The sequence below is a fragment of the Curtobacterium sp. 18060 genome (assembly GCF_902706105.1).
In the GTDB taxonomy this organism is placed as follows: domain Bacteria; phylum Actinomycetota; class Actinomycetes; order Actinomycetales; family Microbacteriaceae; genus Curtobacterium.
In genome coordinates this window covers 26,509-52,737 of the sequence record NZ_CACSJV010000013.1, presented here as the reverse complement: position 1 = coordinate 52,737, position 26,229 = coordinate 26,509, and the positions used below count along the sequence as shown (strand labels likewise).

Below are 26,229 nucleotides of genomic sequence, written 5' to 3'. Positions count from 1 at the left end.
AAGGAACCCCATGCGCGACCTCCACCAGACCGACAGCGTGCTCGCCTCGCGTTCCGATGCGCGCGCGCAGGCCGGGACGCAGTCTGAGTACATGCCGTACCTGCCGGCGTCGACGTCCCCGTTCGTCCCCGAGGGCGTCGACCCCGCGCAGCTGGTGTGGGCCGAGACCGTCGCACCGGGCGGGTACACGCACAAGGTCCTGGCCAGGGGCTCGCGGCTGCGGTTCGACGACCCGACGGGCGAGGCGTGCGCCAACGTGCTGGTGTTCAACGCCCTCGAACCGTGGGAGCGGTTGAACGTCGCCGACACCCAGAAGATCCCGTGGCAGGCCTACCTCGGTGCCGGCACGCCAATGCTCAGCGGCGACGGCCGGGCCCTGGCGACGGTGGCCGAGGACACGTCCGGGCACCACGACGCCTTCTGCGGAACCTCCACCGACGCCTGGAACGAGACGAAGTACGGTGGCGCGGCGCCCGAGGGTCCGACACCGAGCGGCCGGTCGCTCTTCGCGAAGGCCGCCGCCAAGCACGGGCTGACGAGGCGTGACCTGCCGCCGAGCGTCTCGTTCTTCCAGGGCGTCCGGATCGACGACGAGGGGGCGATGACCTTCACCGGTTCGGCCGGTGCCGGGCACCACGTCACCCTCGTCGTCGAGCTGCCGCTGCTCGTGCTCGTCGCGAACGTCGCGCACCCGATCGACCCCCGGCCGGAGTACGCCGTCGGCCCGCTCCGGGTGCACGCCTGGCGTGGGGCACCGACGACCGACGCGGACGAGCGGTTCACGGCGACGCCCGAACTCACCCGCGCCTACCTGAACGCGATCGACTACGCGGAAGCACGAGGCCTCTGATGCCCGACACGACGACGCACACCCGCACCTCCACCGTCCCGGTCGGCGCCGTCCACGCCCCCGACGTCGCCCTCGACTGGAGCGAGTCCCTCGTGCCCGGCGAAGTCGTCCGCGACGACCGGGTCGAGCCGCTCGCGCCCTGGTCCGCCGTCGTCCGCGCCGGCCAGGTGCTCACCATCGTCGACGTCGGCGGCAACCAGAGCGCCGACTGCCTGGTCTACGACGCGCACGACCCCGACGAGCGCTACAGCGTGCCGGACACGCTCGCCGCGCAGGGCAACGCCTACGTCCGCACCGGCACCGTGCTGATGTCGAACGAGGGGCACCCGCTCATGACGGTCGTCGCGAACGAGATCGACCGGCAGGACACCATCGGCGGCGCGTGCTCGAAGGAGTCCAACACCCTGCGGTACGGCCACCACACCCAGTACCAGCACGGCTGCCGCGAGAACTTCCTGGCGGAGGCCGGCCGGCACGGCCTCGGTGCCCGCGACATCGTTTCGAACCTCAACTGGTTCATGAACGTCCCGGTCGAGGCCGACGGCGCCCTCGGGATCGTCGACGGCATGAGCGCACCGGGCAAGCGCGTCGCCGTCCGGGCAGAACGCGACGTGCTCGTCATCGTGTCGAACTGCCCCCAGATGAACAACCCGTGCAACGACTTCTCCTGCACCCCACTGCGCATGATCGTGGTCCAGCCGTGACCGCCGCGCCCGACCCCACCGGGACCGACACCGTGACCCTGAACCAGAACACCGTCCTCGTCGCCAACCGCGGCGAGATCGCCCGCCGGGTGATCCGGTCCGCGAAGGCCCTCGGCATGCGGACCGTCGCCGTCTACTCGGACGCCGACCGGGCCGCTCCGCACGTCCGCGAGGCCGACGTCGCCGTCCGCCTCGGCCCGGCCCCCGCCCGCGACTCGTACCTCCGCATCGACGCCGTGGTGCAGGCAGCGAAGGACACCGGCGCCGGCTTGGTCCACCCCGGCTACGGGTTCCTGTCGGAGAACACGGACTTCGCCCGCGCCTGCGAGGACGCGGGCATCCGGTTCGTCGGGCCGACCGCCGACCAGATCGTTCGCTTCGGCGCGAAGCACACCGCCCGCGAGCTCGCCGCCGCTGCCGGGGTCCCGATGCTCGCCGGCACCGGCCTGCTCGAGAGCGTCGACGACGCCGTGGCCGAGGCCGAGCGCATCGGCTTGCCGGTGATGCTCAAGGCCACCGGTGGCGGCGGCGGCATCGGCATGCAGGCGTGCGCGACCCTCGCCGAGGTCCGCGCGGCGTACACGAGCGTCACCCGCACGGCCACCGCGGCCTTCGGGTCGGCCGGCATCTTCCTGGAGCGCCTGGTGCGACCGGCCCGGCACGTCGAGGTCCAGCTCTTCGGCGACGGCCACGGGCGCGTCGCGGTGATCGGCGACCGGGACTGCTCGTTGCAGCGTCGGAACCAGAAGGTCATCGAGGAGGCCCCGGCGCCCGCGCTGCCCGAGCACGTCCGCAGCGAGCTGCACGAGTCCGCCCGTCGCCTGGCCGCGAGCGTCGGGTACCGCAGCGCCGGCACCGTCGAGTTCGTCTACGACCCGGTCCGCGAAGAGGCGTCGTTCCTCGAGGTGAACACCCGCCTGCAGGTCGAGCACCCGGTGACCGAAGAGGTCTTCGGAGTCGACCTCGTCGACCTCATGCTCCGCCTGGCTCGTGACGGCGCCGACGGCATCGACGACGACGTCTTCGACCGCACCTGGACCCCGAACGGCCACGCCGTCGAGGCACGCGTCTACGCCGAGGACCCGGCGAAGGGCTCGCTGCCCTCGAGCGGCCTCGTCACCCAGGCCGTGTTCCCGAGCGCGACCACCGAGTCCGGCGACCCGAGCGGACTCCGCGTCGACGGCTGGGTCGAGACCGGCTCCGAGGTCTCGGCGTTCTACGATCCGATGCTCGCGAAGGTCATCGCCACCGGCGAGACCCGCGACGACGCCCTCGACCGGCTGCGCGACGGCCTCGCCGCCACGCGGATCGACGGCATCGTGACGAACACCGGGCTGCTCCGTGCCCTGACCGACGACCTCGAGCTCCGCGCCGCCACGCACTCCACCTCGACGCTCGACGAGACCGACGACCCGGACCCGCGCATCGACGTCATCGCACCGGGCACCATGACGATGATCCAGGACCTGCCCGGCCGGGTCGGGTACTGGCAGGTCGGTGTCCCGCCGAGCGGACCGTTCGACGCCGCGTCGTTCGCCGAGGCGAACCGCGCCGTGGGCAACCCCGACGGCGCCCCCGCGCTCGAGATCACGGCGACGGGTCCGACGCTGCGCTTCTCGACCGCCGCCGTCGTCGCGCTCACCGGCGCACCGGCGCCCGCGACCCTCGACGGCGACCCCGTCCCGCTCTGGGAGCCGATCGACGTCGGCGCCGGACAGACCCTGGCCGTCGGGACGGCGCCCGGGCCCGGCCTGCGCACCTACCTGGCCGTCCGCGGCGGCTTCGACGTCCCCACGTACCTCGGCTCCACCGCCACGTTCACGCTCGGAGGCTTCGGCGGCCACGCCGGTCGCGCGCTGCTCGCCGGCGACGTCCTGCGGCCGGGCTCCCCGGACTCCGACGCGGCGCACCCCGCCTTCCCCGGGGACGCCCGACTGGGCCTGGTCGGCGGCCCGACCCCGGCCGATCGGCGCACCGCGCTGACCGACACGTGGGAGATCGGCGTCACCGAGGGCCCGCACGCGGCCCCGGACTTCTTCACCCGCGCCGACCTGGACGTCTTCTACGCCACCGACTACGGCGTGCACCACAACTCGGCGCGCACCGGCATCCGGCTCATCGGGCCCCGACCCGAGTGGGCGCGGACGGACGGAGGCGAGGCCGGTCTGCACCCCTCGAACATCCACGACACCCCGTACGCGGTCGGTGCGATCGACTTCACCGGCGACACCCCGATCATCCTGGGTCCGGACGGGCCCTCGCTCGGCGGCTTCGTCTGCCCCGCCGTGGTCGCCAGCGGCGACCTGTGGAAGCTGGGCCAGCTCCGACCAGGTGACACGGTCCGGTTCGTCCCCGTCCGCGAAGCCGACGCCGCCGCGCTCGAGGCGAACCGGGCCTCCCGGACCGTCCCCCGCACCGGGGGCGACGGCGACGACGGCGTGATCACCCGCCTGGAGGCGACCGACGTCCGTCCGAGCGTCGCCTACCGACGCGACGGCGACGACAACGTGCTCGTCGAGTACGGCGACATGACGCTCGACATCGCGCTTCGCATGCGCGTGCACGCGCTCATGACGAAGCTGCAGCAGGAGGCGCCGAAGGGCGTCCTCGACATCACCCCGGGCATCCGCTCGCTGCAGGTGCACACCGACGCGTCGGTCCTGAAGGCCCGTGACGTGGCCGGGCTCCTCCGCGAACTCGAGGACGAGATCCCGCCCACCGACCAGCTCGTCGTGCCGTCGCGCACCGTCAAGCTCCCGTTGTCGTGGGACGACCCCGCCACACGCCTCGCCATCGAGCGCTACATGAACGGCGTGCGGAACGACGCTCCGTGGACCCCCTGGAACATCGAGTTCATCCGGCGCATCAACGGTCTGGAGAGCGTCGACGACGTCTTCCGCACCGTCTTCGACGCGAGCTACCTCGTGCTCGGCCTGGGCGACGTCTACCTCGGCGCCCCGGTCGCCACACCGCTCGACCCCCGGCACCGTCTCGTGACGACGAAGTACAACCCGGCCCGCACCTGGACCGCCGAGAACTCCGTCGGGATCGGCGGTGCGTACCTCTGCATCTACGGCATGGAGGGGCCGGGCGGCTACCAGTTCGTCGGGCGCACCGTGCAGATCTGGAACCGGTTCCGCCGCGGCGGGCTGTTCCAGGAGGACCCGTGGGCGCTGCGCTTCTTCGATCGCATCGAGTGGTACCCGGTCGGTGCCGACGAGCTGCTCGAGCTGCGGGCCGAGACCGACGCCGGACGGGGCTCGTTCGAGACCGTCGACGGCGAGTTCTCGATCGCCTCGTACAACCGCTTCCTCGAGGCGAACGCGGGCTCGATCGCGGACTTCCGGGCGCAGCAAGCGCGAGCGTTCGGCGAGGAGAAGGAGCGGTGGCGAGCCTCCGGCGAGTTCGACGTGCGCGACGAACCGGCCGCCGTCGTGGCGGACGAGGTCGTCCTTCCCGCCGGGGCGACGGCCGTGACCGCACCCTTCACCTCGACGGTGTGGCAGGTGGACGTGCGACCGGGCGACCGGGTGGACGAGGGACAGAAGTTGTTGGCAGTGGAGGCGATGAAGATGGAGTCGATGGTGCACGCACCGGTGGAAGGCCACGTGTTGGAGGTCTACATCAAGCCGGGCGACCAGGTCGCACCGGGGCAGGTCCTGGCCGCGATCGGAGCGGGAGCGTGAGCGCGGCGAGCGCCGCTGCGGACCGCGTCCGCGACGCCTTCGACCGCATCGACGCCGTCGACCGGCCCGAGGTCTGGATCACCCTGCGCGACCGCGCCGCGGTCCTGCAGGAGGCCGAGGCCGTCGACCCGACGCTCCCCCTCGCCGGCCTCCTGTTCGCCGTCAAGGACAACATCGACGTCGCCGGCCTGCCCACGACGGCAGCCGCCCGCTCCTACGCGTACGAGCCCGCCGCCGACGCGACCGGCGTCGCCCGCCTGCGCGCCGCCGGCGCGGTCGTCGTCGGCAAGACGAACCTCGACCAGTTCGCCACCGGCCTGGTCGGCACCCGGTCACCCTTCGGCGCGGTCCGGAACGCGTGGGACCCGACCCGTATCTCCGGTGGGTCGTCGAGCGGTTCCGCCACAGCCGTCGCGCTCGGCATCGTCGACTTCGCACTCGGCACGGACACCGCGGGCTCCGGCCGCGTGCCGGCGGCGCTCGGCAACCTGGTCGGTGTGAAGCCGACCAAGGGCCTGGTGCCGAACACCGGTGTCGTGCCGGCCTGCCGCTCGCAGGACTGCGTCACGGTCTTCGCCCGGTCGCTCGACCTCGCCCGCACGGCGGCGGAGCTGATGGCCGGGCCGGACGACACCGACCCGCTCGCCCGCATCGACGTCGCCCTCGCCGACGTGCCCGCCGTCCCGCGGATCGCGATCCCGCTGCCGTCGCAGCTCGAGGGCCTCGCGCCGGGCTGGGCCGAGGCCTTCGCCGCCGCCGTCGAGCGCTTCCGCGCACTCGGCCACCAGGTGGTCGAGGTCGACATCGCACCCCTGCTCGACGCAGCGTCGCTGCTCTACGACGGCGCGTTCGTCGCCGAGCGGTACGCCGCCGTCGGCGCGCACGTCGAGGCGCACCGCGACCTGATCGGCGACGACCTGGACCCGTCGGTCGCCACGATCGTCCTGGGTGGCGCCCGACCCACGGCAGCGGACCTCTTCGCGGACCAGGAACGCCTCGACGTGCTCGGCGCCGCGGGACGCGCCGCCCTCGCCGGCACCACAGCGCTCCTCACGCCCACCACGACGTGGCACCCCACCCTCGACGAGGTCGCGGCCGATCCGATCGGCGCGAACAGCCGGATGGGCCGGTACACGAACTTCGCCAACCTGCTCGACATGGCCTCGCTCGCCGTCCCTGCCGGGTTCGTCGACGGCCTGCCGTTCGGGATCATGCTGACCGGTCCGGCGTTCACCGACCGACGGCTCGCGGCGCTCGGCGCCGCGTTCCTCGCGCCCACCGTCGACCTGCTGGTCGTCGGAGCGCACCTCCGCGACCAGCCGCTGAACGGCCAGCTGGTCGCGTCCGGCGGATCGTTCGTCCGGGAGGCCCGCACCGCGTCCGACTACCGGCTGTACGCCCTCGACACGGTGCCGCCAAAGCCCGGGCTGGTCCGGGTGGGGCCGGTCGCGTCCGGCGCTGACGCGCCCGAGTCGGGGTCGGCTTCGGGGTCGGGCTCGGGCTCGGGCTCCGGCTCGGGGTCGGGCTCGGGCTCCGGCTCGGCTTCGGGGTCGGGCTCGAGCATCGCCGGTGAGGTCTGGCGGCTGCCCGCCGCTGGGTTCGGCACCTTCGTGGCGTCCCTGCCCACGCCGATGGCCATCGGCACCGTGGCACTCGAGGACGGAACCGACGTCACCGGTTTCCTGGTCGAGCCGTTCGCCGTCGAGGGCGCCGCCGACATCACGGCGTTCGGCGGCTGGCGGGCCTACCGCGAGCAAGCATGACGCCGCGCTGGGAGGATGACTCCATGTCCTCCGACGACCGACCGGCCAGGCCCGGTCGCCCGAGGGCCGTCCCGAACGCCGACTCGGCGCTCAGTCCCCGCGACCAGATCCTCGACGCCGCCGCCGCCCTGTTCGTCGAGAACGGCATCAGCGCGACCTCGACCCGAGCCATCGCGGAGCGGGTCGGCATCCGCCAGGCGTCGCTGTACTACCACTTCGCCGGCAAGGACGACATGCTCGTCGAACTCCTGACGACCTCGGTCCGGCCGAGTCTCGAGGTGGTCCGCGGCCTCGAAGCCCGGGTGCCGTCGTCGGCATCGGCCGCCGGTGCCCTGGCCGCGCTCGTCCTGATCGACGTCGAGACCCTCGCCCGCACCCCCCACAACATCGGCACGCTCTACCTGCTGCCCGAGGTGCAGGGCGAGCGCTACGACGGGTTCCGGGCCGAGCGGATCGAGCTGCGAGACGCCTACGGGCGCCTCGGGTCGCTCGCCGCCGCCGCCGACGTCGATGCCTCGATTGATCCCGCCCGGCTCGGCGGGATCCTCATCCAGCTCGCCGAGACCGTCATCCAGCTCCGCCGCGTCGGCGGCGTCGAGGAGGCCGACCGCGACGCCATCGTCGCGACCTGCCTGCGGGCGTGCGGACTCGACACCGCTGCAGTCGCCGATGCCCGGCGCGAGGCCGAGTCGTTGCTCGCCGCCGTCACCGTCTGACTAGCTCTTCCGTTCGTCTCCGTCGCCCCATCTGGAGGTTCTGCCATGACCGCGCTCTCCCCCACCGCACACCGTCCGCTCGCCGACGCCCTGCTCCCCCGCACCGCGGTCGTGAGCACGGCACTCGTCCTCGGCGGCGCACTGCTCACTGCCGGCGCCGCACAGGTGTCCGTCCCGCTCTGGCCCGTCCCGATCACCGGGCAGACGCTCGCCGTCCTCCTGGTCGGCAGCGCCCTCGGTGCGCGCCGCGGTGCCCTGTCGATGGTCGTCTACGCGCTGCTCGGAGTCATCGGGCTGCCGGTCTTCGCGGGTGGCTCGGCCGGGGTCGGCGTGCTCGTCAGTCCCTCCGGCGGGTACATCGTCGGCTTCGTCGCCGCCGCTGCCCTCGTCGGGTGGATCGCCGAACGCTTCGGCGACCGCCCCCTGCGGAACTCGGCGCTGTCCTTCGCGCTCGGCACCGTCGTGACCTTCGCGGTCGGCATGGTCTGGCTCGCGGTGTCGCTCGGGCTCGACCTGCAGCAGACGCTCGAGTTCGGGCTGTACCCGTTCGTCCTCGGCGGTGCGGTGAAGGCGCTGCTCGGTGCCGGTGCCATCTCGCTCGGGTGGACGGCGGCGGTTCGGCGACGCGTGGCTGCGCGGGACGCAGGCCGCTGAGGCGCATTCGGCGGGCCACCGTGTTAGGTTGTGCACAACATGATTGCGCACAGCCGATGATCCGGTCCGCCGGCATGCTCCTCGCCCTGCACGGAGCAGGCACGTCGATGACGCGTCCCCTGCCGGTCCGGGCGCACCGGATGCAGGAACGCGGTTTCGTGCCCGGCCTCCCGCACGCACTCCTGGTGCCGCTGCTCGAGATCGCAGCCGGCGCAACCCTCGCGCAGGGCGCACGTCCGTGGACCACGGCTGCCGCTGCCGCAGCGACGGCACTCGGAGCGGTGCGCACCGGCCTCGACCTCGAGGACCGCACCGTCACCGTAGGAACCGTCGCCGCCGCAGCGCTGGCCGTCTCCGGCGCGACGGCGGTGGCCCGCGCGCATCGCGTCGGCCTGCTCGCGGCGACCGGTGCAGTGATCGTGTTCGAACTCACCCGCCGGCGTCGCATCCGCAGCGTCGGTTGACGCACCGCTCCACCCTCCCCTGTGAAAGGCACGTGCCCCTGATGACCTCCCGCCGCCGCACTTCCCGCTCGACCAAGCCCCGCACCGTCGTCCGCATCCTGCTGGGCGCCGCCATGACCTGGGCCGGCATCAGCCACCTCACCGTCGCACGCCAGGAGTTCCGGGCCCAGGTGCCGGAGTTCGTCCCCCTGGACCCGGACGTCACGGTCCTGGCGTCGGGCATCGCCGAGATCTCCCTCGGCGCCGCCCTCGTGCTGCTGGTCCGTCGGCAGGCCACCGTCGGGTGGGTCGCAGCGGTGTTCTTCACCGCGATCTTCCCGGGCAACATCGCCCAGTGGATGCACCACCGGGACGGCTTCGGCCTGGACACGGACACCAAGCGGTTCGTCCGGCTCCTGTTCCAGCCCGTGCTGATCGCCGTCGCGTTGTGGGCGACGAACGCACTCCGCAAGCGGCGCTGAACCCGGCTGCAGAGCGCCCCGGTCGCTCACGCCCTCGAGGGCGATCGGTGCTGCACTTGGAAATGCAGAAAACCCCCGCGTGAACGGGGGTCTTCTGAGAAGTGGCGGTACCGGTGGGATTTGAACCCACGGTGGAGTTGCCCCCACACATGTTTTCGAGACATGATCCTTCGGCCGCTCGGACACGGTACCGGGAAAGAGTTTACACGATCCGGGAGGCCCGTCACGCCACCCGACGTCGGCTCGCCCTCCACAGGCGGTCACCCCCAGGGCTCTTCCCACACCCACAGGCCGCCCACGTCGTCGACTCGGCCTGCGGGCGTACCGTCCACGGCATGAAGACCCGCACGCTCATCGCACTCCTGACGTCCGTCCTCGGTGGGGCCGGTGTCCTCGGGGCAGCCGCCGTCGGGGCCCGGGCCGGCGTCAAGGGCCAACGGGCGGCTGCGCAACGGGTGGTCGACATGCTGCCGATCCACGCCGACTGGTGGCACGAGCGACAGCAGCACGAGGGGCAGCTCCTGTACGTGGCGATCGGCGACTCGGCGGCGCAGGGCGTGGGCGCGACGGTGCCGTCCCGCGGGTACGTGGGCCTGTTGGCGCGACGGATCCGGCACCGTTCCCACGAGTCGGTGCGGGTCGTGAACCTGAGCGTCTCGGGCTCGACGACCTGGGGCGCCAAGCGCGACCAGTTGCCGAAGCTCCGGCAGTACACACCCGACATCTGCACGGTGTCGATCGGGGCGAACGACATCGCGGACTTCGACCCGGACAAGTTCGAGCGGAACATCCGGGCGATCTACGGCGCGGTGCCGTCGCACGCCGTGGTGGCCGAGCTGCCGTGCATGTTCGTGCCGGACCGTGAGCGCAAGGTGGCGGTGGCGAACGAGATCGTGCACCGTGTGGCCGCCGAGTTCGGGCTGACCGTGGCGCCGCTGCACACGATCACGAAGCGGGTCGGGGTCCGTCGCACGTTCTTCAACAGCTACGGCGACCTGTTCCACCCGAACGACCGGGGGTACGAGGTCTGGGCGAGCGCGTTCGAGCCGGCGGTCGACGCCCGGGTCGACACGGTCGCGGCGATCCGGCACTACCTCTCGGCGCGTGAGGCCGAGAACCTCGGGCGTGAGGCCGGGGCGGTCGCGAACGCTCGTGCCGAGCAGGACACCGACGGTGCCGAGGCACTCGACCACGCCAACCGACCGAATCCCGTCGAACGGATCCGCAACCGGATGACGGGGTCGATCGCCCTGCCCGACGAGCCGGTGCACCGCTCCGGCGATGTCGGCGGCACGGCCTAGCCTCGACGACATGGCGCGCCCGCAGTCCCTCTACCGATGCACCGAGTGCGGCTGGACCAGTGTCAAGTGGGTCGGCCGGTGCGGCGAGTGCCAGACCTGGGGCACGGTCGAGGACTCCTCGGCGGTCTCGGCGAGCACCCGGGGCACGGCGGCCGTCGCCGTCACCGGGGCCCGCGCGGCCCGCCCCATCACCGAGGCCCGCGGCACGACGGTGCAGCGCTGGCAGACCGGCATCGGCGAGTTCGACCGCGTGCTCGGCGGCGGGGTCGTCCCCGGTGCCGCGGTCCTGCTGTCCGGCGAACCCGGCGTCGGCAAGTCCACGCTCCTGCTCGAGGTCGCTTCACGGGCGGCCGCTTCCGGCAAGCGCGTCCTCTACGTCAGTGCGGAAGAGTCCGTCGACCAGGTCCGGCTCCGGGCCGAGCGCACCGGGGCGATGCACGACGACCTCTACCTGGCGAGCGAGGTCGACCTCGGCGTCATCATCGGCCAGATCGACCAGGTCAAGCCGGACCTGCTCATCGCCGACTCCGTCCAGACCATCTCGTCCAGCTCGATCGACGGCATCGCGGGCGGCACCTCCCAGGTGCGCGAAGTCGCCTCGACCCTGATCCGCATCGCGAAGGACCGCGCCCTCCCCGTCCTGATCGTCGGCCACGTCACGAAGGACGGCACGATCGCCGGGCCGCGCCTGCTCGAGCACCTGGTCGACGTCGTCTGCCACTTCGAGGGCGACCGGCAGACCGCGCTCCGCTTCGTCCGGGCACTGAAGAACCGCTTCGGCCCCACAGACGAGGTCGGGTGCTTCGACATGGGCGGCGACGGCATCCACGAAGTCCCGGACCCCAGCGGCCTGTTCATGTCCAAGAACGCGACCCCGGTCTCCGGCACGTGCGTGACCGTGGCGCTCGAGGGGCGTCGGGCGCTCCCGGTGGAGGTCCAGGCGCTCATCGTGCCGAGCTCCGCGCCGCAGCCCCGTCGGGTCGTGAACGGTGTCGATGCCTCACGCGTGGCGATGCTGCTCGCGGTGCTCGAACGCCGAGCCGGCCTCAAGCTCTCCGATGCCGACGTCTACGTCTCGACGGTGGGCGGCATGAAGCTCACCGAACCCGGCGCCGACCTGGCGATCGCACTGGCCCTGGCGAGTGCAGCACGGGACCGTCCGTACCCGCACACGCTCGCGGCCGTGGGCGAGATCAGCCTGGCGGGCGAGATCCGTCCGGCCACGGGGACCAAGCAACGGGTGAACGAGGCGAGCCGACTCGGCTTCACGACAGTCCTCGGTGCCGACTCCGGGCATCTGCGCGAAGCACTGCGTGTGGCGTTCTCGATGACGCAGTCAGCTCGCGAGCGCGAGCTCGACCGCGCGTTCTGAGCCGACGGCCCACCGCGGACAGCCCGACGGCCCACCGCGGACAGCCCGACGGCCAGTGCTAAGCGCGCAATGCGGCCAGCAGGTCCTCCGGACTCGCCTGCATGGTGTTCGGCCCGGCGATGTCGAAGAACACGCCCTCGAGCATGTCGAGGTGGGCGGCCAGGAACTCCTCGAGCCGAGGCCCGTCGTAGACCATGACCTGCCGGATCTTCTCGTCCGGCACCATCGCCGTGTAGGCGTCAGCCGACGAGAACAGCAGCAGGATGCGCTTCTCGGAGCCTTCGCGCCCGAACACCCGCACCTGCATGTCCTTCTTGCCGGTCACGAGCCGGGGGACGATCACGATGTCGTTGCGCAGCGCGAACGCCACCGCAGCGACGTCCTGCTTCGCGAGGGCTTCCTCGAGTTGTTCACTCCGGAAGCGCTGTTCCTTGTCTGCCATCTGAGCAATTCCACCAGATTTTCGTCGTTCAGTGACGCACGGGTAGCCAGTCGGCTCTGAGCACGCTAGCCTGATGGAACCGCTTCGGCGGCGCTCAACGTTCGAGCGAGGTGGTTTGCCCCTCAACTCGGACTACCAGGGTCACTGGCCATCAGGCCTGACCCCGAACCCGTCCCGCCGGCACCTGCCCGCGTGGCGCATCACCCCCGTCGACGTACGTCGGGGCTCCGCAGGTGCGATCGCACCATGGCGGAACGCAAGAAAGCTAAGGAAACGCCATCATGGCATCTACCGGTACCGTCAAGTGGTTCAACAACGAAAAGGGCTTCGGCTTCATCGCCCCGGACGACGGAAGCGCTGACGTCTTCGCGCACTTCTCCGCGATCGCCGGCAACGGCTACAAGTCGCTGGAGGAGAACCAGAAGGTGGAGTTCGACATCACCGAGGGCCGCAAGGGCCCGCAGGCGGAGAACATCACCGTCCTCGGCTGATCACATCAGCTTCGAACGGCCCCGTCGTCCTCTGGACGGCGGGGCCGTTTGCTGTCCACTGATATGTTGGACCGGTGCGCAGTGGATACATCGTCTACGTCGACGAAAGCGGAGATCACAGTCTCACGCGCATCAATCCGGACTACCCGATGTTCGTGCTCGCGTTCTGCATCTTCCCCGTCGACGTCTACGTCGACCGGATCGTTCCGCTCGTCCAACGCCTCAAGTTCGACTTCTTCAACCACGACATGGTCGTCCTCCACGAGCGGGAGATGCGTCAGTCAGCTCCGCCGTTCGACATCCTCCTGAACGCCTCCGTCCGCAGCGATTTCATGGCAAGAGTCGACGCCGTGTTCGATGAGCGCTTCGGGGTGGTTGCATCCGCCATCCGGAAGCACGAGTTCGTCCGCCGGGTCGGGGAGGACACGAGTCCGTACCACGTCGCGCTCGAGTTCGGGCTCGAACGGGTCTTCTTGCAGCTCCAGGATCGAGGAGCGTCCCGTTGCGAGACGTTCGTGGTCTTCGAGAGCCGGGGCCGCTCCGAGGACAGGGAGCTGGAGGCCGAGTTCGACCGAATCATGAGCACCACGAAGATGCGTGGGATGGCCGAGACCTTCCGTTTCAAGATCGCGAGCAAGCAGACGAACAGTGCCGGGCTCCAGATCGCCGATCTCGTCGCTCGTCCGATCGGCACACATCTCCTCAAGCCCGAGCAGCCCAACCGCGCGTGGGACCGGATCCTCGAGCGCATGCCGAAGTCGCCGTCTGGTTCGGTGAAGGGCTGGGGCCTGAAGGTGTACCCGTGAAAGCGAGAACCCCCGGGGGCTCCGGGGGTTCGACGCCGATCGGGCATTCCCAATCCACTTGCATCGAGGCTACCAGCCCGCGCGACGCCCGGGCTACTGCAGGATGAACTGCACCGAGGCCTTCGACTCGAGGTTCCCCACCGCGACCTGTAGGTGGTAGCTCGCCCCGTCGGCCGAGACCGCCGGGCGGGACGCATCGCACGTCGTGGTGGACGACCGGGTGCGGTCCCAGGCGATCGCGGGCGTGGTCAGGGTCTGCCCGGACTTGATCGTGACGTCCTGGTTCGTGCCGCCGGTCTGGCAGTCCTTCGACGACCAGTACTGCTCCTCGCCCGAGCTGATCGTCAGCACCTGCTGCGCTGACCCGAGGTCGAGGTGGCACGAGTTCGTGCCGGTGTTCTTGATCGACATGGCGATCTTCGGGTCCTCGGTGGGGCCGTACGCCTCCTTGTCGAGCACGGGCGTGAGGACGACCTGGTCCTTGCTGCACGTCGACCCGTCGGCAGCGCCCGACCCAGACGCCGACGCAGATGCCGACGCCGAACGGGACGGGGCAGCGGACGAAGCACCACCGGCCGAAGCCGGGGCCGAAGCGGACGGCGAGGACGTGGGCGCTGCCGTCGGGGTCGACGCGCTCCCTCGTCCGACGACGATGAGCACGACCACCACGATGATGATCACGAGCGCGCCGAGCACAGCTGCACGACGGCGCCAGTACACGACCGGCTTCTCGGGCCCGACGGGGTGACGCAACGACGACATGCGCACAGGGTAGACAACCGCGGATGCCCGGTGCGGGACCCCCGCCGGGTGCCGCGCGAAAGCGTCAGAGGATCTTCAGCATGCGGGTGTTGCCGAGGGTGTTCGGCTTGACCCGGGCGAGGTCGAGGAACTCCGCGACCCCTTCGTCCGACGACCGCACCAGCTCGGCGTAGACCGCCGGTTCGACGACCTGCTCGCCGATCTCCAGGTAGCCGTGCTTCGCGAAGAAGTCGACCTCGAACGTCAGGCAGAAGATCCGCGCGACGCCGAGTTCACGGCCGTCGTGTTCGAGCGCCTCGAGCATCCGGTGTCCGACGCGCTTGTGGATCCAGTCGGCGTCGAGGGCGAGCGTGCGCACCTCGGCGATGTCGTCCCAGAAGACGGCGAGGGCACCACAGCCGATCGGGACGCCGTCTGGGCCCTCGGCGATCCGGAACTGCTGGATCGAGCCGTACAGCGCGACGTTCTCCTTGCCGAGCAGGATGCGCCGATCGACGTAGGGGGCGATGAGCCGCTGGATGTGCGGGACGTCCGAGGCGAGTGCCGGACGCACCAGGATCCCGTGCTCGTCACGTTCGTGGAACGCGTGCTTCCCGTGCTCTGTCATCCCGACAACCATAGCCGCGCGTGGACGAGCGGCAGCCGACCGCTCCGGGGGACATCCCGCTGTACTGCGCCCAGGCGCGGCCGCCTACCGTCGACACCATGCCTCAGATCATCGAAACCGTCGACGTCAACGTCCCCGTCTCCGCAGCGTACGGTCAGTGGACCCGCTTCGAGGAGTTCCCGCACTTCCTCGACGAGGTCGAGAAGATCGTCCAGGTCGACGACAAGACCACCGACTGGACCGTCAAGGTCGCCGGCCAGGAGCGCGAGTTCCGCGCCGTCATCACCGAGCAGCACTCCGACGAGCGGGTCGCCTGGGCCGTGAAGGACGGCGAGACCGACCACGCCGGCGTCGTCACCTTCCACAAGCTCTCCGACGACGAGACGCGTGTGACCGCGCAGATCGACTGGGAGCCGTCCGGCTTCCTCGAGAAGCTCGGCGCTGCGGTCGGCGTCGGTGGCCACGCCATCAAGAAGGACCTGCAGAACTACAAGGAGCGCGTCGAGTCGGCTCCGACCGACACGGGCTGGCGCGGCGACGTGCAGGCGTGATCACGGCCTGACACGTCCGCACACGGACAGACGGGAGGCCCGGTGCCAGCTGGCACCGGGCCTCCCGTCTGTCTGGTGTCGGGTCTAGGACTCGATCTCACCCTGGGGCGCGTCGGTCGCGGTCTCGACCGCGGCTGCGCCGGCGAGGACCTCTTCGCGGCCCGGCTGACGCCCGGTCTCGAAGTGGAACGCACCGTCAACGAAGTCGACCTTCACGTGGTCACCGGCGGTGAGCTCACCCTGCAGGATGTGCTCGGACAGCTGGTCCTCGACCTCGTGCTGCATCGCGCGACGCAGCGGGCGTGCACCGAGGGACGGGTCGAACCCGACCTTGATGAGCTGCTCCTTGGCGGGGAGGGTGAGCTCCACCGTCATGTCGCGGTCGAGCAGACGGTCCGCCAGACGCTTCACGAACAGGTCCACGATCTGCAGCAGCTCGGGCTGCGACAGCTGCGGGAACACGATCGTGTCGTCGACGCGGTTCAGGAACTCCGGCTTGAAGTGCTTCTTGAGCTCTTCGTTGACCTTGCCGCGCATGCGGTCGTAGCCGACGGCCGAGTCACCCTCGACCTGGAAGCCCACCGGGCCACCGGCGATGCCCTGCGAACCGAGGTTCGTGGTCATGATGATGACGGTGTTCTTGAAGTCGACCACGCGGCCCTGACCGTCGGTGAGACGGCCTTCCTCGAGCACCTGCAGCAGCGAGTTGAAGATGTCCGGGTGGGCCTTCTCGATCTCGTCGAACAGGACCACGGAGAACGGCTTGCGGCGCACCTTCTCGGTGAGCTGGCCGCCCTCTTCGAACCCGACGAACCCGGGAGGGGCACCGAACAGACGCGAGACGGTGTGCTTCTCACCGAACTCCGACATGTCGAGGGAGATCAGTGCGCCCTCGTCGTCGAACAGGAACTCGGCGAGTGCCTTGGCGAGCTCGGTCTTGCCGACGCCCGTGGGCCCGGCGAAGATGAACGAGCCCGAGGGGCGGTTCGGGTCCTTCAGACCGGCACGGGTCCGGCGGATGGTCTTGGACAGGGCCGAGATGGCTTCTTCCTGACCGATGACCCGCTGGTGCAGTGCCTTCTCCATGAAGACGAGACGCGAGGTCTCCTCTTCGGTGAGCTTGAAGACCGGGATGCCCGTGGCCTGCGCCAGGACCTCGGCGATGATGCCCTCGTCGACGGTGCCGGACGCGGCGACGTCACCGGCACGCCACTGCTTCTCGAGGCGGAGACGCTCACCCAGGAGCTTCTTCTCCTCGTCGCGCAGCGAGGCTGCCTTCTCGAAGTCCTGCTCCTCGATGGCGGCTTCCTTCGACCCACGGACCGTCGAGATCTTCTCGTCGAACTCGCGGAGCTCCGGGGGCGCCGACAGGATCGAGAGGCGCAGGCGTGCGCCGGCCTCGTCGATCAGGTCGATGGCCTTGTCCGGCAGGAAGCGGTCCTGCACGTAGCGGTCCGCCAGGTTGGCGGCCGAGACGATCGCACCGTCGGTGATGGACACCTTGTGGAACGCCTCGTACTTGTCGCGCAGGCCCTTGAGGATGTTGATCGTGTGCGGCAGCGACGGCTCGTTGACCTGCACCGACTGGAAGCGACGCTCGAGTGCGGCGTCCTTCTCGAAGTGCTTGCGGTACTCGTCGAGCGTGGTGGCACCGATGGTCTGGAGCTCACCGCGGGCGAGGAGGGGCTTGAGGATCGAGGCGGCGTCGATCGCACCTTCGGCAGCACCGGCACCGACGAGCGTATGGATCTCGTCGATGAAGACGATGATGTCGCCGCGGGTGCGGATCTCCTTCGTGACCTTCTTCAGGCGCTCCTCGAAGTCACCGCGGTAGCGGGACCCGGCGATGAGCGACCCGAGGTCGAGCGAGTAGAGCTGCTTGTCCTTCAGCGTCTCGGGCACGTCGCCCTTGACGATCGCCTGGGCGAGGCCCTCGACGACGGCGGTCTTGCCGACGCCGGGCTCACCGATCAGGACGGGGTTGTTCTTGGAGCGGCGGGAGAGGATCTGCATGACCCGCTCCATCTCCTTCTCGCGCCCGATGACGGGGTCGAGCTTGCCGTCGCGCGCGGCCTGGGTGAGGTTGCGACCGAACTGGTCGAGGACCTGCGAACCCTGCTGCGCGTTCTGCTGCTGCTCGCCGCCGACGGCGACCGCTTCCTTGCCCTGGTAGCCGGACAGGAGCTGGATGACCTGCTGGCGGACCCGGTTGAGGTCGGCGCCGAGCTTCACGAGCACCTGGGCTGCGACGCCCTCGCCCTCGCGGATCAGGCCGAGCAGGATGTGCTCGGTACCGATGTAGTTGTGGCCGAGCTGCAGCGCTTCGCGCAGGGACAGCTCGAGCACCTTCTTGGCACGCGGCGTGAACGGGATGTGCCCGGTCGGCTGCTGCTGACCCTGGCCGATGATGTCCTGGACCTGCTCGCGGACGGCGTCGAGCGAGATGCCGAGCGACTCCAGCGCCTTGGCAGCAACGCCCTCGCCCTCGTGGATCAGGCCGAGGAGGATGTGCTCGGTGCCGATGTAGTTGTGGTTGAGCATCTTCGCTTCTTCTTGAGCGAGGACGACAACACGACGGGCTCGGTCGGTGAATCTCTCGAACATGTGCTCTCCCTTGGCCCTTTCTGACGGAGCCGACAGCTGGTCCGGTCTCGTCTGAGTCCGGTCACGTACTCCGAGAGTAACCAGCGCTCCCCGTGCGGGCTGCCCCTGTTCGCCGTGGGCGTGACCTCACTGCGCGATGTGCGCAGTGAGCGAACGGAACAGACGACGGGAGGCCCGTGGCGGCGTCCGCCACGGGCCTCCCGATCGCTCCTGGGTCGCGTGTCAGGCGCGGCGCGCTGCCCGGCGCAGGGCACGCCGGAAGCGGCGCGGCTCGACGCCCAGGGCGTCGAGGACGTCGTGCGCCGACCCCATGAAGGGGTCGTCGACGCCGTCGAGGACGGCCAGCACGACGTGGACCGGGCGGACACGTTCGGCCGGACCAGCGAGGACGGCTGCTCGTGCGAGGACCCGGGCGGCCGCCGGTGTGCAGGCGACCCGATCGTGCTCGTCGGGGCACGCCGCCCGCGCACCGACGAAGACGCTGATCTCGGAGCGGACGGCTTCGGGGCTGACCCCGTGCGCCTCGAGGACCGGGCGGAACCGGGGCATCCCGTCGCAGAGCGTGACGGCGGCGAGCAGGAGGTGCTCCGCGTCGACGAAGCCGAAGCCCGTCTCGTGGGACTCGAGGTCGGCGAGCAGCACGATCTCGCGACCCTGCCGGACGGTGGGGAGGGCGACGGACAGCTGAGCGATCTGCATGTATTCAGAATATCGCATGCGATGGCAATTGAACAGCCCTCGGTTCAGCGCGGCTCGGTACCATCCGGTCATGGATCAGCCCGTCGTCGGCCTCGTCGTCCACCCGACCAAGAACGTGCAGGAGTCCGTCACGACCCTGCAGCGATGGAACGCGTCCGGCCGGGGCGAGCTCGTCGCCCGCCGAGCCGACGCACAGCGGATCGGCGGGGGCATCACCGCCGTGGAGGACGACGACTTCACCGCACGCGTCGACCTCGTCGTGGCCCTCGGCGGCGACGGCACCATGCTCGGCGCGATGCGACTCGTGGCGAAGCGCCCGGTCCCGGTGCTCGGCGTGAACTACGGCAACGTCGGGTTCCTGGTGGAGATCGAACCGCCCGAACTCGAGGCAGCGCTCGACCGGCTGTCGGCCGGCGAGTACCAGCTCGAGCCGCACCACGCGCTCGAGGCCCGGCTGTCCTGGAGCGGCGCACGCACCGACTACCTGGCGTTCAACGACCTGACGATCGTGCGGCGCCCCGGTTCCGGTCAGGTGTCGGCGGACCTCAGTGTCGGCGGGCTCGGCTACGGCTACTACCGCGCCGACGCCATCGTCGCCGCGACCCCGGCCGGCTCCACCGCGTACAACTACGCCGCGGGTGGCCCGGTGCTCTCCCCCGCACTCTCCGGGTCCGTCGTCACCCCGGTCGCCCCGATGGCGGGCATCGACCGCGCCGTGGTGCTCGCCGCCCGCGAGCGCTACCGGTTCGACATCGCGGAGGGCACCAGGAGCGCCGCACTCGAGGTCGACGGACTCGTCGTCGGCGAGGTCGCCACCGGAGCGCAGATCGACGTCCGCCTCCGCAAGGACGCCGGCAGCGTCGTGCGACTCGACGCCGAGCGGCACGGACGCACCGGTCGGGTGAAGCTGAGCCTGCTCGACCTGCCGGTACGACCCGACCAGCTCATCGAGCTGATCCCGAGCGACCTGCGGCAGAAGCTCGGACGCGAACTCGACCAGTAGCGGTCCGGGCAGGTGCCTACGCCCACGAACGTGAATGGCCCGCTCGAGCGGTGCTCGAGCGGGCCTTCCCATCACCCCACCGGATCGTCTTCCCACAGACCGACCCGGGTTCCCCTGCCGACGCAAGCGCCGGCCGAAGCCTGCTGACCTCAGTCGGTCAGGTACAGCTGCATGTCCTGCGAGACCGCCTTGGCGAACAGACGCAGCTTGGCGCGCGACTCCACCCGGCTGACGGCCTGGCGGGTCGTGTGCACGATCTTCGAGATCTCGTCGAGCGTCATCGGCTTGTCGTCGTCGAGGCCGTAGCGCATGCGGATCACGTTGGCTTCCTCGCTCGGCAGCTCGGCGACGATCGAACGGATGTCGCGGTGCAGGAGCGTGGTCTCGGTGAGCTCGTTCGGGGACGCAGCGTCCTCGTCCTCGATGAAGTCACCGAGCTCGCTGTCGTCCGAGTCGCCGACCACGGTGTGGATCGAGACCGGCTCGTGCGAGCGACCCTTGAGGTCGACGAGCTCTTCGACCGTCATGCTCAGCTCGGCGGCGACCTCGTCGGGCATCGGCGCACGGCCGAGGTCGACGGTCAGATCGCGCTCGGTGCGGGAGATCTTGTTGATCAGCTCGACGGTGTGGACCGGGATGCGGATCGTGCGGGCCTTGTCGGCGAGACCACGCGAGATCGCCTGGCGGATCCACCAGGTGGCGTAGGTCGAGAACTTGTAGCCCTGCGTGAAGTCGAACTTCTCGACCGCACGGACCAGGCCGAGGTTGCCCTCCTGGATGACGTCCATGAACGGCAGGCCCCGCTGCGAGTAGCGCTTCGCGATGCTGACGACCAGACGGAGGTTCGAGGTGATCATGCGCTCCTTGGCGCGCTCACCGTCGCGGACGAGCCAGCGGAGTTCGCGCTGCAGGGTCTTCGCGAGGCCCTTCTCGGTCGCGAGCTTCTCCTCCGCGAACAGGCCGACCTCGATGCGACGGGCGATCTGCGCTTCTTCCTCGGCGGTGAGGAGCGAGAGGCGACCGATGTGGCGCAGGTAGTCGCCGACCTGGTCGACGGAGGCGCCGCGGACACCGGCGAGCTGCTCGTCGGCCTCGACCTCGGTGTCGAGGGAGGTCGTCGTGGACTCGGCGGCCTGGGTCTTCGATGCCGCTGCCTTCTTCGTGGTGGCGCGGCGGGTGGTGCTCGGTGCAGCCGGTGCGATCGTCATGGTGTTGCTCCCTGCGTTCGGCGGTGATGGCTTCGTGCGGTGGTGCTGGGGGTGGTGCTTCTGGGTGCTGCTTGGGGTGTTCACGAGTAAAGCGGTCCGGAGGTGTACCCCACAAACCGATCGGAATGATTCTCAGGCATCTCCGTGCTTCGTCATCGAAACCGTCCCCCGTGGGGTACAGCGATGCTGCCAGTGTGGTCCCCCGAACCGCCGCGGATCAAGGGTATGACGTGATGTTTCCGGCGTTGCAGGCGTGTCTCTCACGCGTTTCCGAACCTGTACCCCATGGTGCCGCGCCTTCCGGACATGCAAAAGGGGTACGTCCGGCCGGATCGATGCGATCCGGTGGTCGTACCCCGAAAACCGAGTGGGTGGGGGTCACCAGGAGGGTTCGAGCCACCCGTCCCGGCGCTTGGACGCCTCGAGGTCGGCGTCTCGGTCGAACTCGTCGTACTCGCTCTCGATGTCACCGACGAGGCTGCGACCCGTGAAGGGGTGTGTGGTTGCCATGCGGACGATGCTCACCCCGGCGCGCGACGGCGAGGTGAACGGTGCGTGACCGGTCGAGGGCGCACAGCCGTCCAGGGGGCACCGACGTCGAAGGCCGCCGACCACGATGGGCGACGGCCTTCGGACAGGACTGGGTCGGGCGGCGCTACTCGGCCGAGGCCGGTGCCGGCGCGGGGACGCCGTGCTCCCGCTCGAACCGGACACGCTCCTCGGCCTCGACCTTGGCGTACGCGGCACGCTCGGTGCGGTCGGCCCGCATGATGGCGCGCATCACGAACCAGAAGATGAGGCCGACGACGATGGTCGGCGTCAGGGCGAAGATGATCCCGGTCACGACTCCATGCGGCACCGGAGCATCGTACCCCGGGGAACCGGGTCTTACTTCACCAACGGGAACAGGATCGTCTCGCGGATGCCGAGGCCGGTGATCGCCATGAGCAGGCGGTCGACGCCCATGCCCATGCCACCCGACGGGGGCATCGCGTGCTCGAGGGCTCGCAGGAACTCCTCGTCGACGCGCATCGCCTCGGGGTCACCGCCGGCTGCGAGCTTCGCCTGCTCGACGAAGCGCTCCCGCTGCACGACCGGGTCGACGAGCTCGGAGTACGCCGTCGCGAGCTCGAAGCCGCGGACGTACAGGTCCCACTTCTCGACGATGCCCGGTCGGGTGCGGTGCTCGCGGGTGAGCGGCGAGGTGTCGACCGGGAAGTTCATCACGAACGTCGGGCGGTCGAGCGAGTCGATCACGAAGTGCTCCCAGAGCTCTTCGACGTACTTGCCGTGCGTGGCGTGCGCGACCTCGACGCCCTCGGCAGCGGCGAGCTCCTGCAGCTCGGACAGCGGGGTCTCCGGGGTGATCTCGCGACCGGCTGCCTCGGACAGTGAGCCGTACATGTCGATGCGCGGCCACTCGCCGCCGAGGTCGTACGTGCTGCCGTCGGGCAGGGTGACCTCGAGCGAGCCGCCGGTCACGGCCCGCGCAGCGCGCTGCACGAGCTCCTGCGTCAGGTCGGCCATCTGCTCGTAGTTGCCGTACGCCTGGTAGGCCTCGACCATCGCGAACTCGGGCGAGTGCGACGAGTCGGCACCCTCGTTGCGGAAGTTCCGGTTGATCTCGAACACCCGGTCGATGCCGCCGACGACCGCGCGCTTCAGGAAGAGCTCGGGTGCGATGCGCAGGAAGAGCTCGGTGTCGAAGGCGTTCGAGTGGGTCACGAACGGACGAGCCGAGGCGCCACCGTGCTGGGTCTGCAGCATCGGCGTCTCGACCTCGAGGTACTCGTGCTCGGTGAAGGTCTGGCGGAGCGAGGACATCACGGCGGCACGCGCGCGGACGGTGGCGCGTGCTTCGTCGCGGACGATGAGGTCGAGGTAGCGCTGGCGGACCCGCGTCTCCTCGTTCAGTTCGTTGTGCAGGTTCGGCAGCGGCAGGATCGCCTTCGCCGCGATCGCCCACTCGTCGACCATGATCGACAGCTCACCGCGGCGCGAGGAGATCACACGTCCGTGTACGAACACGTGGTCGCCGAGGTCGACGAACTCCTTCCAGCGCGCGAGGGACTCGTCTCCGACCTCGGCCAGGGACACCATCGCCTGGATGCGGGAGCCGTCGCCGGACTGCAGCGACGCGAAGCAGAGCTTGCCGGTGTTGCGCGAGAACACGATGCGGCCGGCGACACCGACGACGTCCTGCGTCTCCTCGCCGGTCTCGAGGTGCGCGTACTGGTCGCGGACCGCCGGGATCGTCGTCGTGATCGGGAGCTCGGCGGGGTACGCCTCGATGCCCGATTCGAGGAGCTTCGCCCGCTTGTCGAGCCGGACCTGTCGCTGCTCGCTGGTCTCCTGCTCGGCCAGTGCGGCGGCGTCGGCGATCGCGGTGTCGGTGGTGGCGGTCTCGTCGGTCATGCGGGTGCGGCTCCGATGGTCGTGGGGGTCGGGGGAAATGCTACCCGCGCCGCGAGCCCGCCCCCGAACCGTGCCCGGACGGGTCCCCTCGACTGGTCGCGACTCCCCGCCGGCGCGGCGCCGACCGGTCACGTTCCGTCGGCCGGAGCGCCGCGGGCCGACGGTTCGTGACCGCTCGGCGGAACTGAGCGGGGCGTCGTGACCGAGCGCCATGCCCCTACAGCGTGGACTGCCCGTCGGCGGCCGTCAGGGCGTTGTCGACCGCGGAGCGGACGAGCGCACCGAGCACCCGGCCGGGGTGGTCGACGCCGATGCCGGAGAGCGTGCCCGCCGACTGGTCCACGATCGCCGTCGAGAAGCTCACGGCGGCGCGGACGGCGTCGGCGTAGGCGGGCCGGTCCCCCTCGGCGATGACGAACGGCTCGGCGCCCATCTCGACCACCAGGGCCTGCGCGATGGGCAGCACGGGTGACGGGGCGGTGACCGCGCAGTAGGCGTCACGGAGCCGCGACAGGTCGACGCTGGTGCCGGTGAACGCCATCGCGGGGTGGATGGCGAGCGGGATCGCACCGGCCGCCATCGCGGGGGCGAGGATGCCGACGCCGTGGTCCGGGCTGGTGTGCACGACGAGCTGCCCGGGCTGCCAGATGCCGGCGTCCGCCAGGCCCTGCACGAGTGAGGCCAGCTGGTCGTCCGGCACCGCGAGCAGGACGAGTTCGCTCCGCTCCACCAGGTCCGGCGTTGCGAGCACGGGAGCGCCGGGCAGCATCGCCTCGGCGCGGTCACGGCTCTCGGCGGACACGGCGGTCACGCCGACGACCGCGTGCTCCGCGTTCGCGAGTGCGGCGCCGAGCACGGGTCCGACCCGTCCGGCCCCAACGACGCCGACGCCGAGGCGCCCGGCCCTCATCGGACGGCCCCGGTGGGCGGGACGTCGCTCCACCCCGGGCCGGGAGGCACGGTGCCGGGCCGGTGGTCGCCGTCGGGTCCGGCAGGGGCTCCGGTCCCGGGCCACGGCACGTCCGCAGCGTGCCTGGCGGACGCTGGACGGGCCTCCCGTTCGCGCCACCGGTGGGACGTGTCGACCGCAGCGGCCTCGACGGCGCGCTGGGTGGTCTCGGACCACAGACGCTGCGCGTCCCGCGCGTCGAGCGCACCGACGCGGGCCGAGACCGGCCCGGCGACGGTGTGCACGTGGACGGCGGCGAGCCGCAGGGCACGCTCGAGCGGACCCTGTTCGACCTTGACGCTCTGCACCCGGGGCAGCGGCACGATGACGAGCGACCGCCAGACGGCGCCGAGCCGGAGCAGCACCGCGCCCTGCACGAACCGGTACCCGTTGCGTCGGAACGCGAACGGCCGGAGCCAGGCGCCGCGGCGCGGGGAGTGCACGAAACCACCTTCGTCGCCGCTCGTGGTGAGGCTGTCGTCGACGACGCTGACGGCCTCGGCGGAGCCTTCCCGCAGGGCCTCCTGCGACGCCTCGGGGCCGGCGACGGCAGTGCCGACCAGGCCGGGCAGGATGATGTCGAGGACCTCGCGGACGTCGGCCGCGGTGCCGACGGGCAGCACGATGGCGGAGGCCTGCTGGTTGCTCGACGCCCCGTTGCCCGCGTTCGTCGCCCGGTTGATCCGGACGTCCCACCAACCGAACGGGCGCCAGAGCAGCGGCTGCGCGACGCTCACGGCGTGGATGCGGCCCGGGGGCAGCGTCTCGTTCGAGGTCGACACGAGGCCGAACCCGATCCGGATGCCGTCGCGGGTCTCGGCGATCGTGTACTGCAGCGACCGCGAGAACTTGCGGACGTAGTAGCTGCCCGCACCGATCACGGCGGGGAACAGGCCGAACAGGATCCCGTACTCGCCGGTGAGCGCGACGCTGACGATCATCGCCGCCACGGCCAGCAGGATGAAGACGGTGGTGCCGGAGAGCAGCATCGACGCGAGCAGCCGACCGGGCTTCACCTTGACGATCCGGGTGGCCTGCACCGCGGCGGGGTCGAGCTCGGGCGAGAACATCTCGTCGACGCGGTCCTGCAGCACACCGTTCGACGCACGCGCCGGACCACTGCCACGGTCGTCGTCCTTCGCACCAGAGGCGAGCACGAGGATGCGCAGCCGCAGGTCGTCGGCGGCCTTCACCCCGAGGTAGGCGAGCTGCACGTTGGCGTCGTTGCCGGCCTGGGCGATCTCGAGCTTCGCCGTGCCGAACACCCGCGGGATGAGCGGACGCGAGATGTTGATGCCCTGGATCCGGTCGAGCCGGGCCTTGCGGTGGTTCCGGAACAGCACGCCCGAGCGGACCTCGACGATCTCGCCGGTGACCCGGAACTCGTGCATCCGCCAGGACAGGTAGAAGAGCCCGATCAGCACGAGCAGGAACACCGCGACGCCGAGCAGCACCCAGCCGACGACGCCGTGCTCGTAGACGTAGCGGACGGGGTCGCCGTCCTGCTGCTCGCCGCCGGGGATGAAGAACTCGACGAGCTGGTCGCGCAGGCTGTTCAGCACGTAGCCGAGGATGACGATCAGGAAGATCCCGCCCTTGAGCAGCGGGGTCAGCGGGTGCAGACGGTGCCACTCGCCGTCGGTCAGGGGCGCTGCGGCAGCGGCGTTCCCGCGCGTGGGCGGGGCGGGCGGCGGCGGGCCGGGTCGGAAGGTCACCGCGAC

25 protein-coding genes and 1 tRNA gene are annotated in these 26,229 nt (G+C 70.5%); 14 read left to right on the top strand and 12 right to left on the bottom strand.

Translation table 11 applies throughout. The features are described 5' to 3' along the window. The first annotated feature begins 10 nt into the window (after window positions 1-10). Genes GVL05_RS08740 through GVL05_RS08705 form a run of 8 tightly spaced genes read left to right on the top strand, consistent with a single transcriptional unit; the run spans window position 11 to window position 9,298 of the window. On the top strand, window positions 11-850 hold the full coding sequence (locus tag GVL05_RS08740; protein ID WP_134195551.1) for an urea amidolyase associated protein UAAP1: 840 nt from the start codon (window positions 11-13) through the stop codon (window positions 848-850). Continuing rightward, window positions 850-1,554, top strand: coding sequence for an urea amidolyase associated protein UAAP2 (locus GVL05_RS08735; protein ID WP_134195549.1), 705 nt, complete (start codon window positions 850-852; stop codon window positions 1,552-1,554). The genes GVL05_RS08740 and GVL05_RS08735 overlap by 1 nt, the downstream gene beginning before the upstream one ends. Beyond that, on the top strand, window positions 1,551-5,240 hold the full coding sequence (gene uca, locus GVL05_RS08730; protein ID WP_200849185.1) for an urea carboxylase: 3,690 nt from the start codon (window positions 1,551-1,553) through the stop codon (window positions 5,238-5,240). The genes GVL05_RS08735 and uca overlap by 4 nt, the downstream gene beginning before the upstream one ends. Beyond that, window positions 5,237-7,003: an allophanate hydrolase gene (atzF, locus tag GVL05_RS08725; RefSeq protein WP_159572860.1), complete on the top strand. Its 1,767-nt coding sequence runs from the start codon at window positions 5,237-5,239 to the stop codon at window positions 7,001-7,003. The genes uca and atzF overlap by 4 nt, the downstream gene beginning before the upstream one ends. A 23-nt stretch (window positions 7,004-7,026) precedes the next feature. Then, a complete protein-coding gene (locus tag GVL05_RS08720; protein WP_131844905.1) occupies window positions 7,027-7,719 on the top strand; it encodes a TetR/AcrR family transcriptional regulator in 693 nt (230 codons plus the stop codon). A 45-nt stretch (window positions 7,720-7,764) separates the two neighbouring features. Further along, complete coding sequence (locus GVL05_RS08715; protein ID WP_159572858.1) at window positions 7,765-8,373, top strand: biotin transporter BioY; 609 nt, start codon at window positions 7,765-7,767, stop codon at window positions 8,371-8,373. Window positions 8,374-8,429: 56 nt separating this feature from the next. Then, window positions 8,430-8,837 carry a hypothetical protein gene (locus tag GVL05_RS08710; protein WP_159572856.1) on the top strand — a complete coding sequence of 136 codons (408 nt, stop codon included), beginning with the start codon at window positions 8,430-8,432 and terminating at the stop codon, window positions 8,835-8,837. 41 nt (window positions 8,838-8,878) lie between these two features. Beyond that, window positions 8,879-9,298 (top strand): hypothetical protein, encoded by a 420-nt coding sequence (locus GVL05_RS08705; RefSeq protein ID WP_131844908.1) that lies wholly within the window; start codon window positions 8,879-8,881, stop codon window positions 9,296-9,298. A 102-nt stretch (window positions 9,299-9,400) separates the two neighbouring features. Here the strand turns inward: GVL05_RS08705 and GVL05_RS08700 are convergent. Then, a tRNA-Ser gene (locus GVL05_RS08700) sits at window positions 9,401-9,490 on the bottom strand. A 143-nt stretch (window positions 9,491-9,633) separates the two neighbouring features. Here GVL05_RS08700 and GVL05_RS08695 point away from each other — a divergent pair. Then, window positions 9,634-10,599 (top strand): SGNH/GDSL hydrolase family protein, encoded by a 966-nt coding sequence (locus tag GVL05_RS08695; RefSeq protein ID WP_133938706.1) that lies wholly within the window; start codon window positions 9,634-9,636, stop codon window positions 10,597-10,599. A 10-nt stretch (window positions 10,600-10,609) separates the two neighbouring features. Then, the gene (gene radA, locus GVL05_RS08690; RefSeq protein WP_185021261.1) at window positions 10,610-11,971 is read left to right on the top strand and encodes a DNA repair protein RadA; all 1,362 of its coding nucleotides are present in this window, start codon (window positions 10,610-10,612) and stop codon (window positions 11,969-11,971) included. A gap of 58 nt (window positions 11,972-12,029) precedes the next feature. On the opposite strand, the gene GVL05_RS08685 is transcribed toward radA, so the two are convergent. Further along, window positions 12,030-12,413 carry an SseB family protein gene (locus GVL05_RS08685; RefSeq protein WP_131844936.1) on the bottom strand — a complete coding sequence of 128 codons (384 nt, stop codon included), beginning with the start codon at window positions 12,411-12,413 and terminating at the stop codon, window positions 12,030-12,032. Between the two features lie 281 nt (window positions 12,414-12,694). Between GVL05_RS08685 and GVL05_RS08680 the strand changes: the two genes are divergently transcribed. Together GVL05_RS08680 and GVL05_RS08675 are read left to right on the top strand one after the other, a co-directional pair. Continuing rightward, window positions 12,695-12,904: a cold-shock protein gene (locus GVL05_RS08680; RefSeq protein WP_017887662.1), complete on the top strand. Its 210-nt coding sequence runs from the start codon at window positions 12,695-12,697 to the stop codon at window positions 12,902-12,904. Between the two features lie 74 nt (window positions 12,905-12,978). Next, a complete protein-coding gene (locus GVL05_RS08675) occupies window positions 12,979-13,710 on the top strand; it encodes a DUF3800 domain-containing protein (RefSeq protein WP_123339190.1) in 732 nt (243 codons plus the stop codon). 93 nt (window positions 13,711-13,803) lie between these two features. Here the strand turns inward: GVL05_RS08675 and GVL05_RS08670 are convergent, their stop codons facing one another. Further along, window positions 13,804-14,472 carry a hypothetical protein gene (locus GVL05_RS08670; protein WP_123937228.1) on the bottom strand — a complete coding sequence of 223 codons (669 nt, stop codon included), beginning with the start codon at window positions 14,470-14,472 and terminating at the stop codon, window positions 13,804-13,806. A gap of 64 nt (window positions 14,473-14,536) precedes the next feature. After that, window positions 14,537-15,079, bottom strand: coding sequence for an amino-acid N-acetyltransferase (locus GVL05_RS08665; protein ID WP_173170102.1), 543 nt, complete (start codon window positions 15,077-15,079; stop codon window positions 14,537-14,539). A 98-nt stretch (window positions 15,080-15,177) separates the two neighbouring features. On the opposite strand from GVL05_RS08665, the gene GVL05_RS08660 reads away from it, so the two are divergent. Continuing rightward, window positions 15,178-15,630, top strand: coding sequence for an SRPBCC family protein (locus GVL05_RS08660; protein ID WP_159572854.1), 453 nt, complete (start codon window positions 15,178-15,180; stop codon window positions 15,628-15,630). Between the two features lie 84 nt (window positions 15,631-15,714). Here the strand turns inward: GVL05_RS08660 and GVL05_RS08655 are convergent, their stop codons facing one another. After that, the gene (locus GVL05_RS08655) at window positions 15,715-18,234 is read right to left on the bottom strand and encodes an ATP-dependent Clp protease ATP-binding subunit (RefSeq protein ID WP_123294552.1); all 2,520 of its coding nucleotides are present in this window, start codon (window positions 18,232-18,234) and stop codon (window positions 15,715-15,717) included. Between the two features lie 222 nt (window positions 18,235-18,456). Further along, entirely contained in the window at window positions 18,457-18,933 is a 477-nt protein-coding gene (locus tag GVL05_RS08650; RefSeq protein ID WP_159572852.1) for a Clp protease N-terminal domain-containing protein, read from the bottom strand. Window positions 18,934-19,003: 70 nt separating this feature from the next. Here GVL05_RS08650 and GVL05_RS08645 point away from each other — a divergent pair, with 70 nt between their 5' ends. Continuing rightward, window positions 19,004-19,936: an NAD(+)/NADH kinase gene (locus tag GVL05_RS08645; RefSeq protein WP_111086944.1), complete on the top strand. Its 933-nt coding sequence runs from the start codon at window positions 19,004-19,006 to the stop codon at window positions 19,934-19,936. Window positions 19,937-20,085: 149 nt separating this feature from the next. Here the strand turns inward: GVL05_RS08645 and GVL05_RS08640 are convergent, their stop codons facing one another. From GVL05_RS08640 to GVL05_RS08620, 6 genes are all read right to left on the bottom strand, one after another. Beyond that, on the bottom strand, window positions 20,086-21,144 hold the full coding sequence (locus tag GVL05_RS08640; RefSeq protein WP_123671230.1) for a sigma-70 family RNA polymerase sigma factor: 1,059 nt from the start codon (window positions 21,142-21,144) through the stop codon (window positions 20,086-20,088). A gap of 378 nt (window positions 21,145-21,522) precedes the next feature. Further along, window positions 21,523-21,654 carry a hypothetical protein gene (locus tag GVL05_RS20265; RefSeq protein WP_258373406.1) on the bottom strand — a complete coding sequence of 44 codons (132 nt, stop codon included), beginning with the start codon at window positions 21,652-21,654 and terminating at the stop codon, window positions 21,523-21,525. A gap of 145 nt (window positions 21,655-21,799) precedes the next feature. Continuing rightward, entirely contained in the window at window positions 21,800-22,003 is a 204-nt protein-coding gene (locus tag GVL05_RS08635; RefSeq protein WP_131880928.1) for a hypothetical protein, read from the bottom strand. A 29-nt stretch (window positions 22,004-22,032) separates the two neighbouring features. Beyond that, the gene (lysS, locus tag GVL05_RS08630) at window positions 22,033-23,559 is read right to left on the bottom strand and encodes a lysine--tRNA ligase (protein WP_131922009.1); all 1,527 of its coding nucleotides are present in this window, start codon (window positions 23,557-23,559) and stop codon (window positions 22,033-22,035) included. Between the two features lie 217 nt (window positions 23,560-23,776). Next, window positions 23,777-24,469 (bottom strand): Rossmann-like and DUF2520 domain-containing protein, encoded by a 693-nt coding sequence (locus tag GVL05_RS08625; RefSeq protein WP_165901135.1) that lies wholly within the window; start codon window positions 24,467-24,469, stop codon window positions 23,777-23,779. Beyond that, window positions 24,466-26,223, bottom strand: coding sequence for a PH domain-containing protein (locus GVL05_RS08620; protein WP_159572850.1), 1,758 nt, complete (start codon window positions 26,221-26,223; stop codon window positions 24,466-24,468). Before GVL05_RS08620 ends, GVL05_RS08625 begins: the two co-directional genes overlap by 4 nt. Between the last annotated feature and the right edge of the window lie 6 nt (window positions 26,224-26,229).

Coding starts and splice junctions, on each gene's coding strand:
- GVL05_RS20265 (WP_258373406.1), bottom strand. CDS start 21,654: ATGGCAACCACACACCCCTTCACGGGTCGCAGCCTCGTCGGTGACATC.
- GVL05_RS08720 (WP_131844905.1), top strand. CDS start 7,027: ATGTCCTCCGACGACCGACCGGCCAGGCCCGGTCGCCCGAGGGCCGTC.
- GVL05_RS08680 (WP_017887662.1), top strand. CDS start 12,695: ATGGCATCTACCGGTACCGTCAAGTGGTTCAACAACGAAAAGGGCTTC.
- GVL05_RS08625 (WP_165901135.1), bottom strand. CDS start 24,469: ATGAGGGCCGGGCGCCTCGGCGTCGGCGTCGTTGGGGCCGGACGGGTC.
- GVL05_RS08655 (WP_123294552.1), bottom strand. CDS start 18,234: ATGTTCGAGAGATTCACCGACCGAGCCCGTCGTGTTGTCGTCCTCGCT.
- GVL05_RS08670 (WP_123937228.1), bottom strand. CDS start 14,472: ATGTCGTCGTTGCGTCACCCCGTCGGGCCCGAGAAGCCGGTCGTGTAC.
- lysS (WP_131922009.1), bottom strand. CDS start 23,559: ATGACCGACGAGACCGCCACCACCGACACCGCGATCGCCGACGCCGCC.
- GVL05_RS08645 (WP_111086944.1), top strand. CDS start 19,004: ATGGATCAGCCCGTCGTCGGCCTCGTCGTCCACCCGACCAAGAACGTG.
- GVL05_RS08650 (WP_159572852.1), bottom strand. CDS start 18,933: ATGCAGATCGCTCAGCTGTCCGTCGCCCTCCCCACCGTCCGGCAGGGT.
- radA (WP_185021261.1), top strand. CDS start 10,610: ATGGCGCGCCCGCAGTCCCTCTACCGATGCACCGAGTGCGGCTGGACC.
- GVL05_RS08715 (WP_159572858.1), top strand. CDS start 7,765: ATGACCGCGCTCTCCCCCACCGCACACCGTCCGCTCGCCGACGCCCTG.
- GVL05_RS08665 (WP_173170102.1), bottom strand. CDS start 15,079: ATGACAGAGCACGGGAAGCACGCGTTCCACGAACGTGACGAGCACGGG.
- GVL05_RS08695 (WP_133938706.1), top strand. CDS start 9,634: ATGAAGACCCGCACGCTCATCGCACTCCTGACGTCCGTCCTCGGTGGG.
- GVL05_RS08740 (WP_134195551.1), top strand. CDS start 11: ATGCGCGACCTCCACCAGACCGACAGCGTGCTCGCCTCGCGTTCCGAT.
- GVL05_RS08735 (WP_134195549.1), top strand. CDS start 850: ATGCCCGACACGACGACGCACACCCGCACCTCCACCGTCCCGGTCGGC.
- GVL05_RS08640 (WP_123671230.1), bottom strand. CDS start 21,144: ATGACGATCGCACCGGCTGCACCGAGCACCACCCGCCGCGCCACCACG.
- GVL05_RS08705 (WP_131844908.1), top strand. CDS start 8,879: ATGACCTCCCGCCGCCGCACTTCCCGCTCGACCAAGCCCCGCACCGTC.
- GVL05_RS08660 (WP_159572854.1), top strand. CDS start 15,178: ATGCCTCAGATCATCGAAACCGTCGACGTCAACGTCCCCGTCTCCGCA.
- GVL05_RS08685 (WP_131844936.1), bottom strand. CDS start 12,413: ATGGCAGACAAGGAACAGCGCTTCCGGAGTGAACAACTCGAGGAAGCC.
- GVL05_RS08710 (WP_159572856.1), top strand. CDS start 8,430: ATGATCCGGTCCGCCGGCATGCTCCTCGCCCTGCACGGAGCAGGCACG.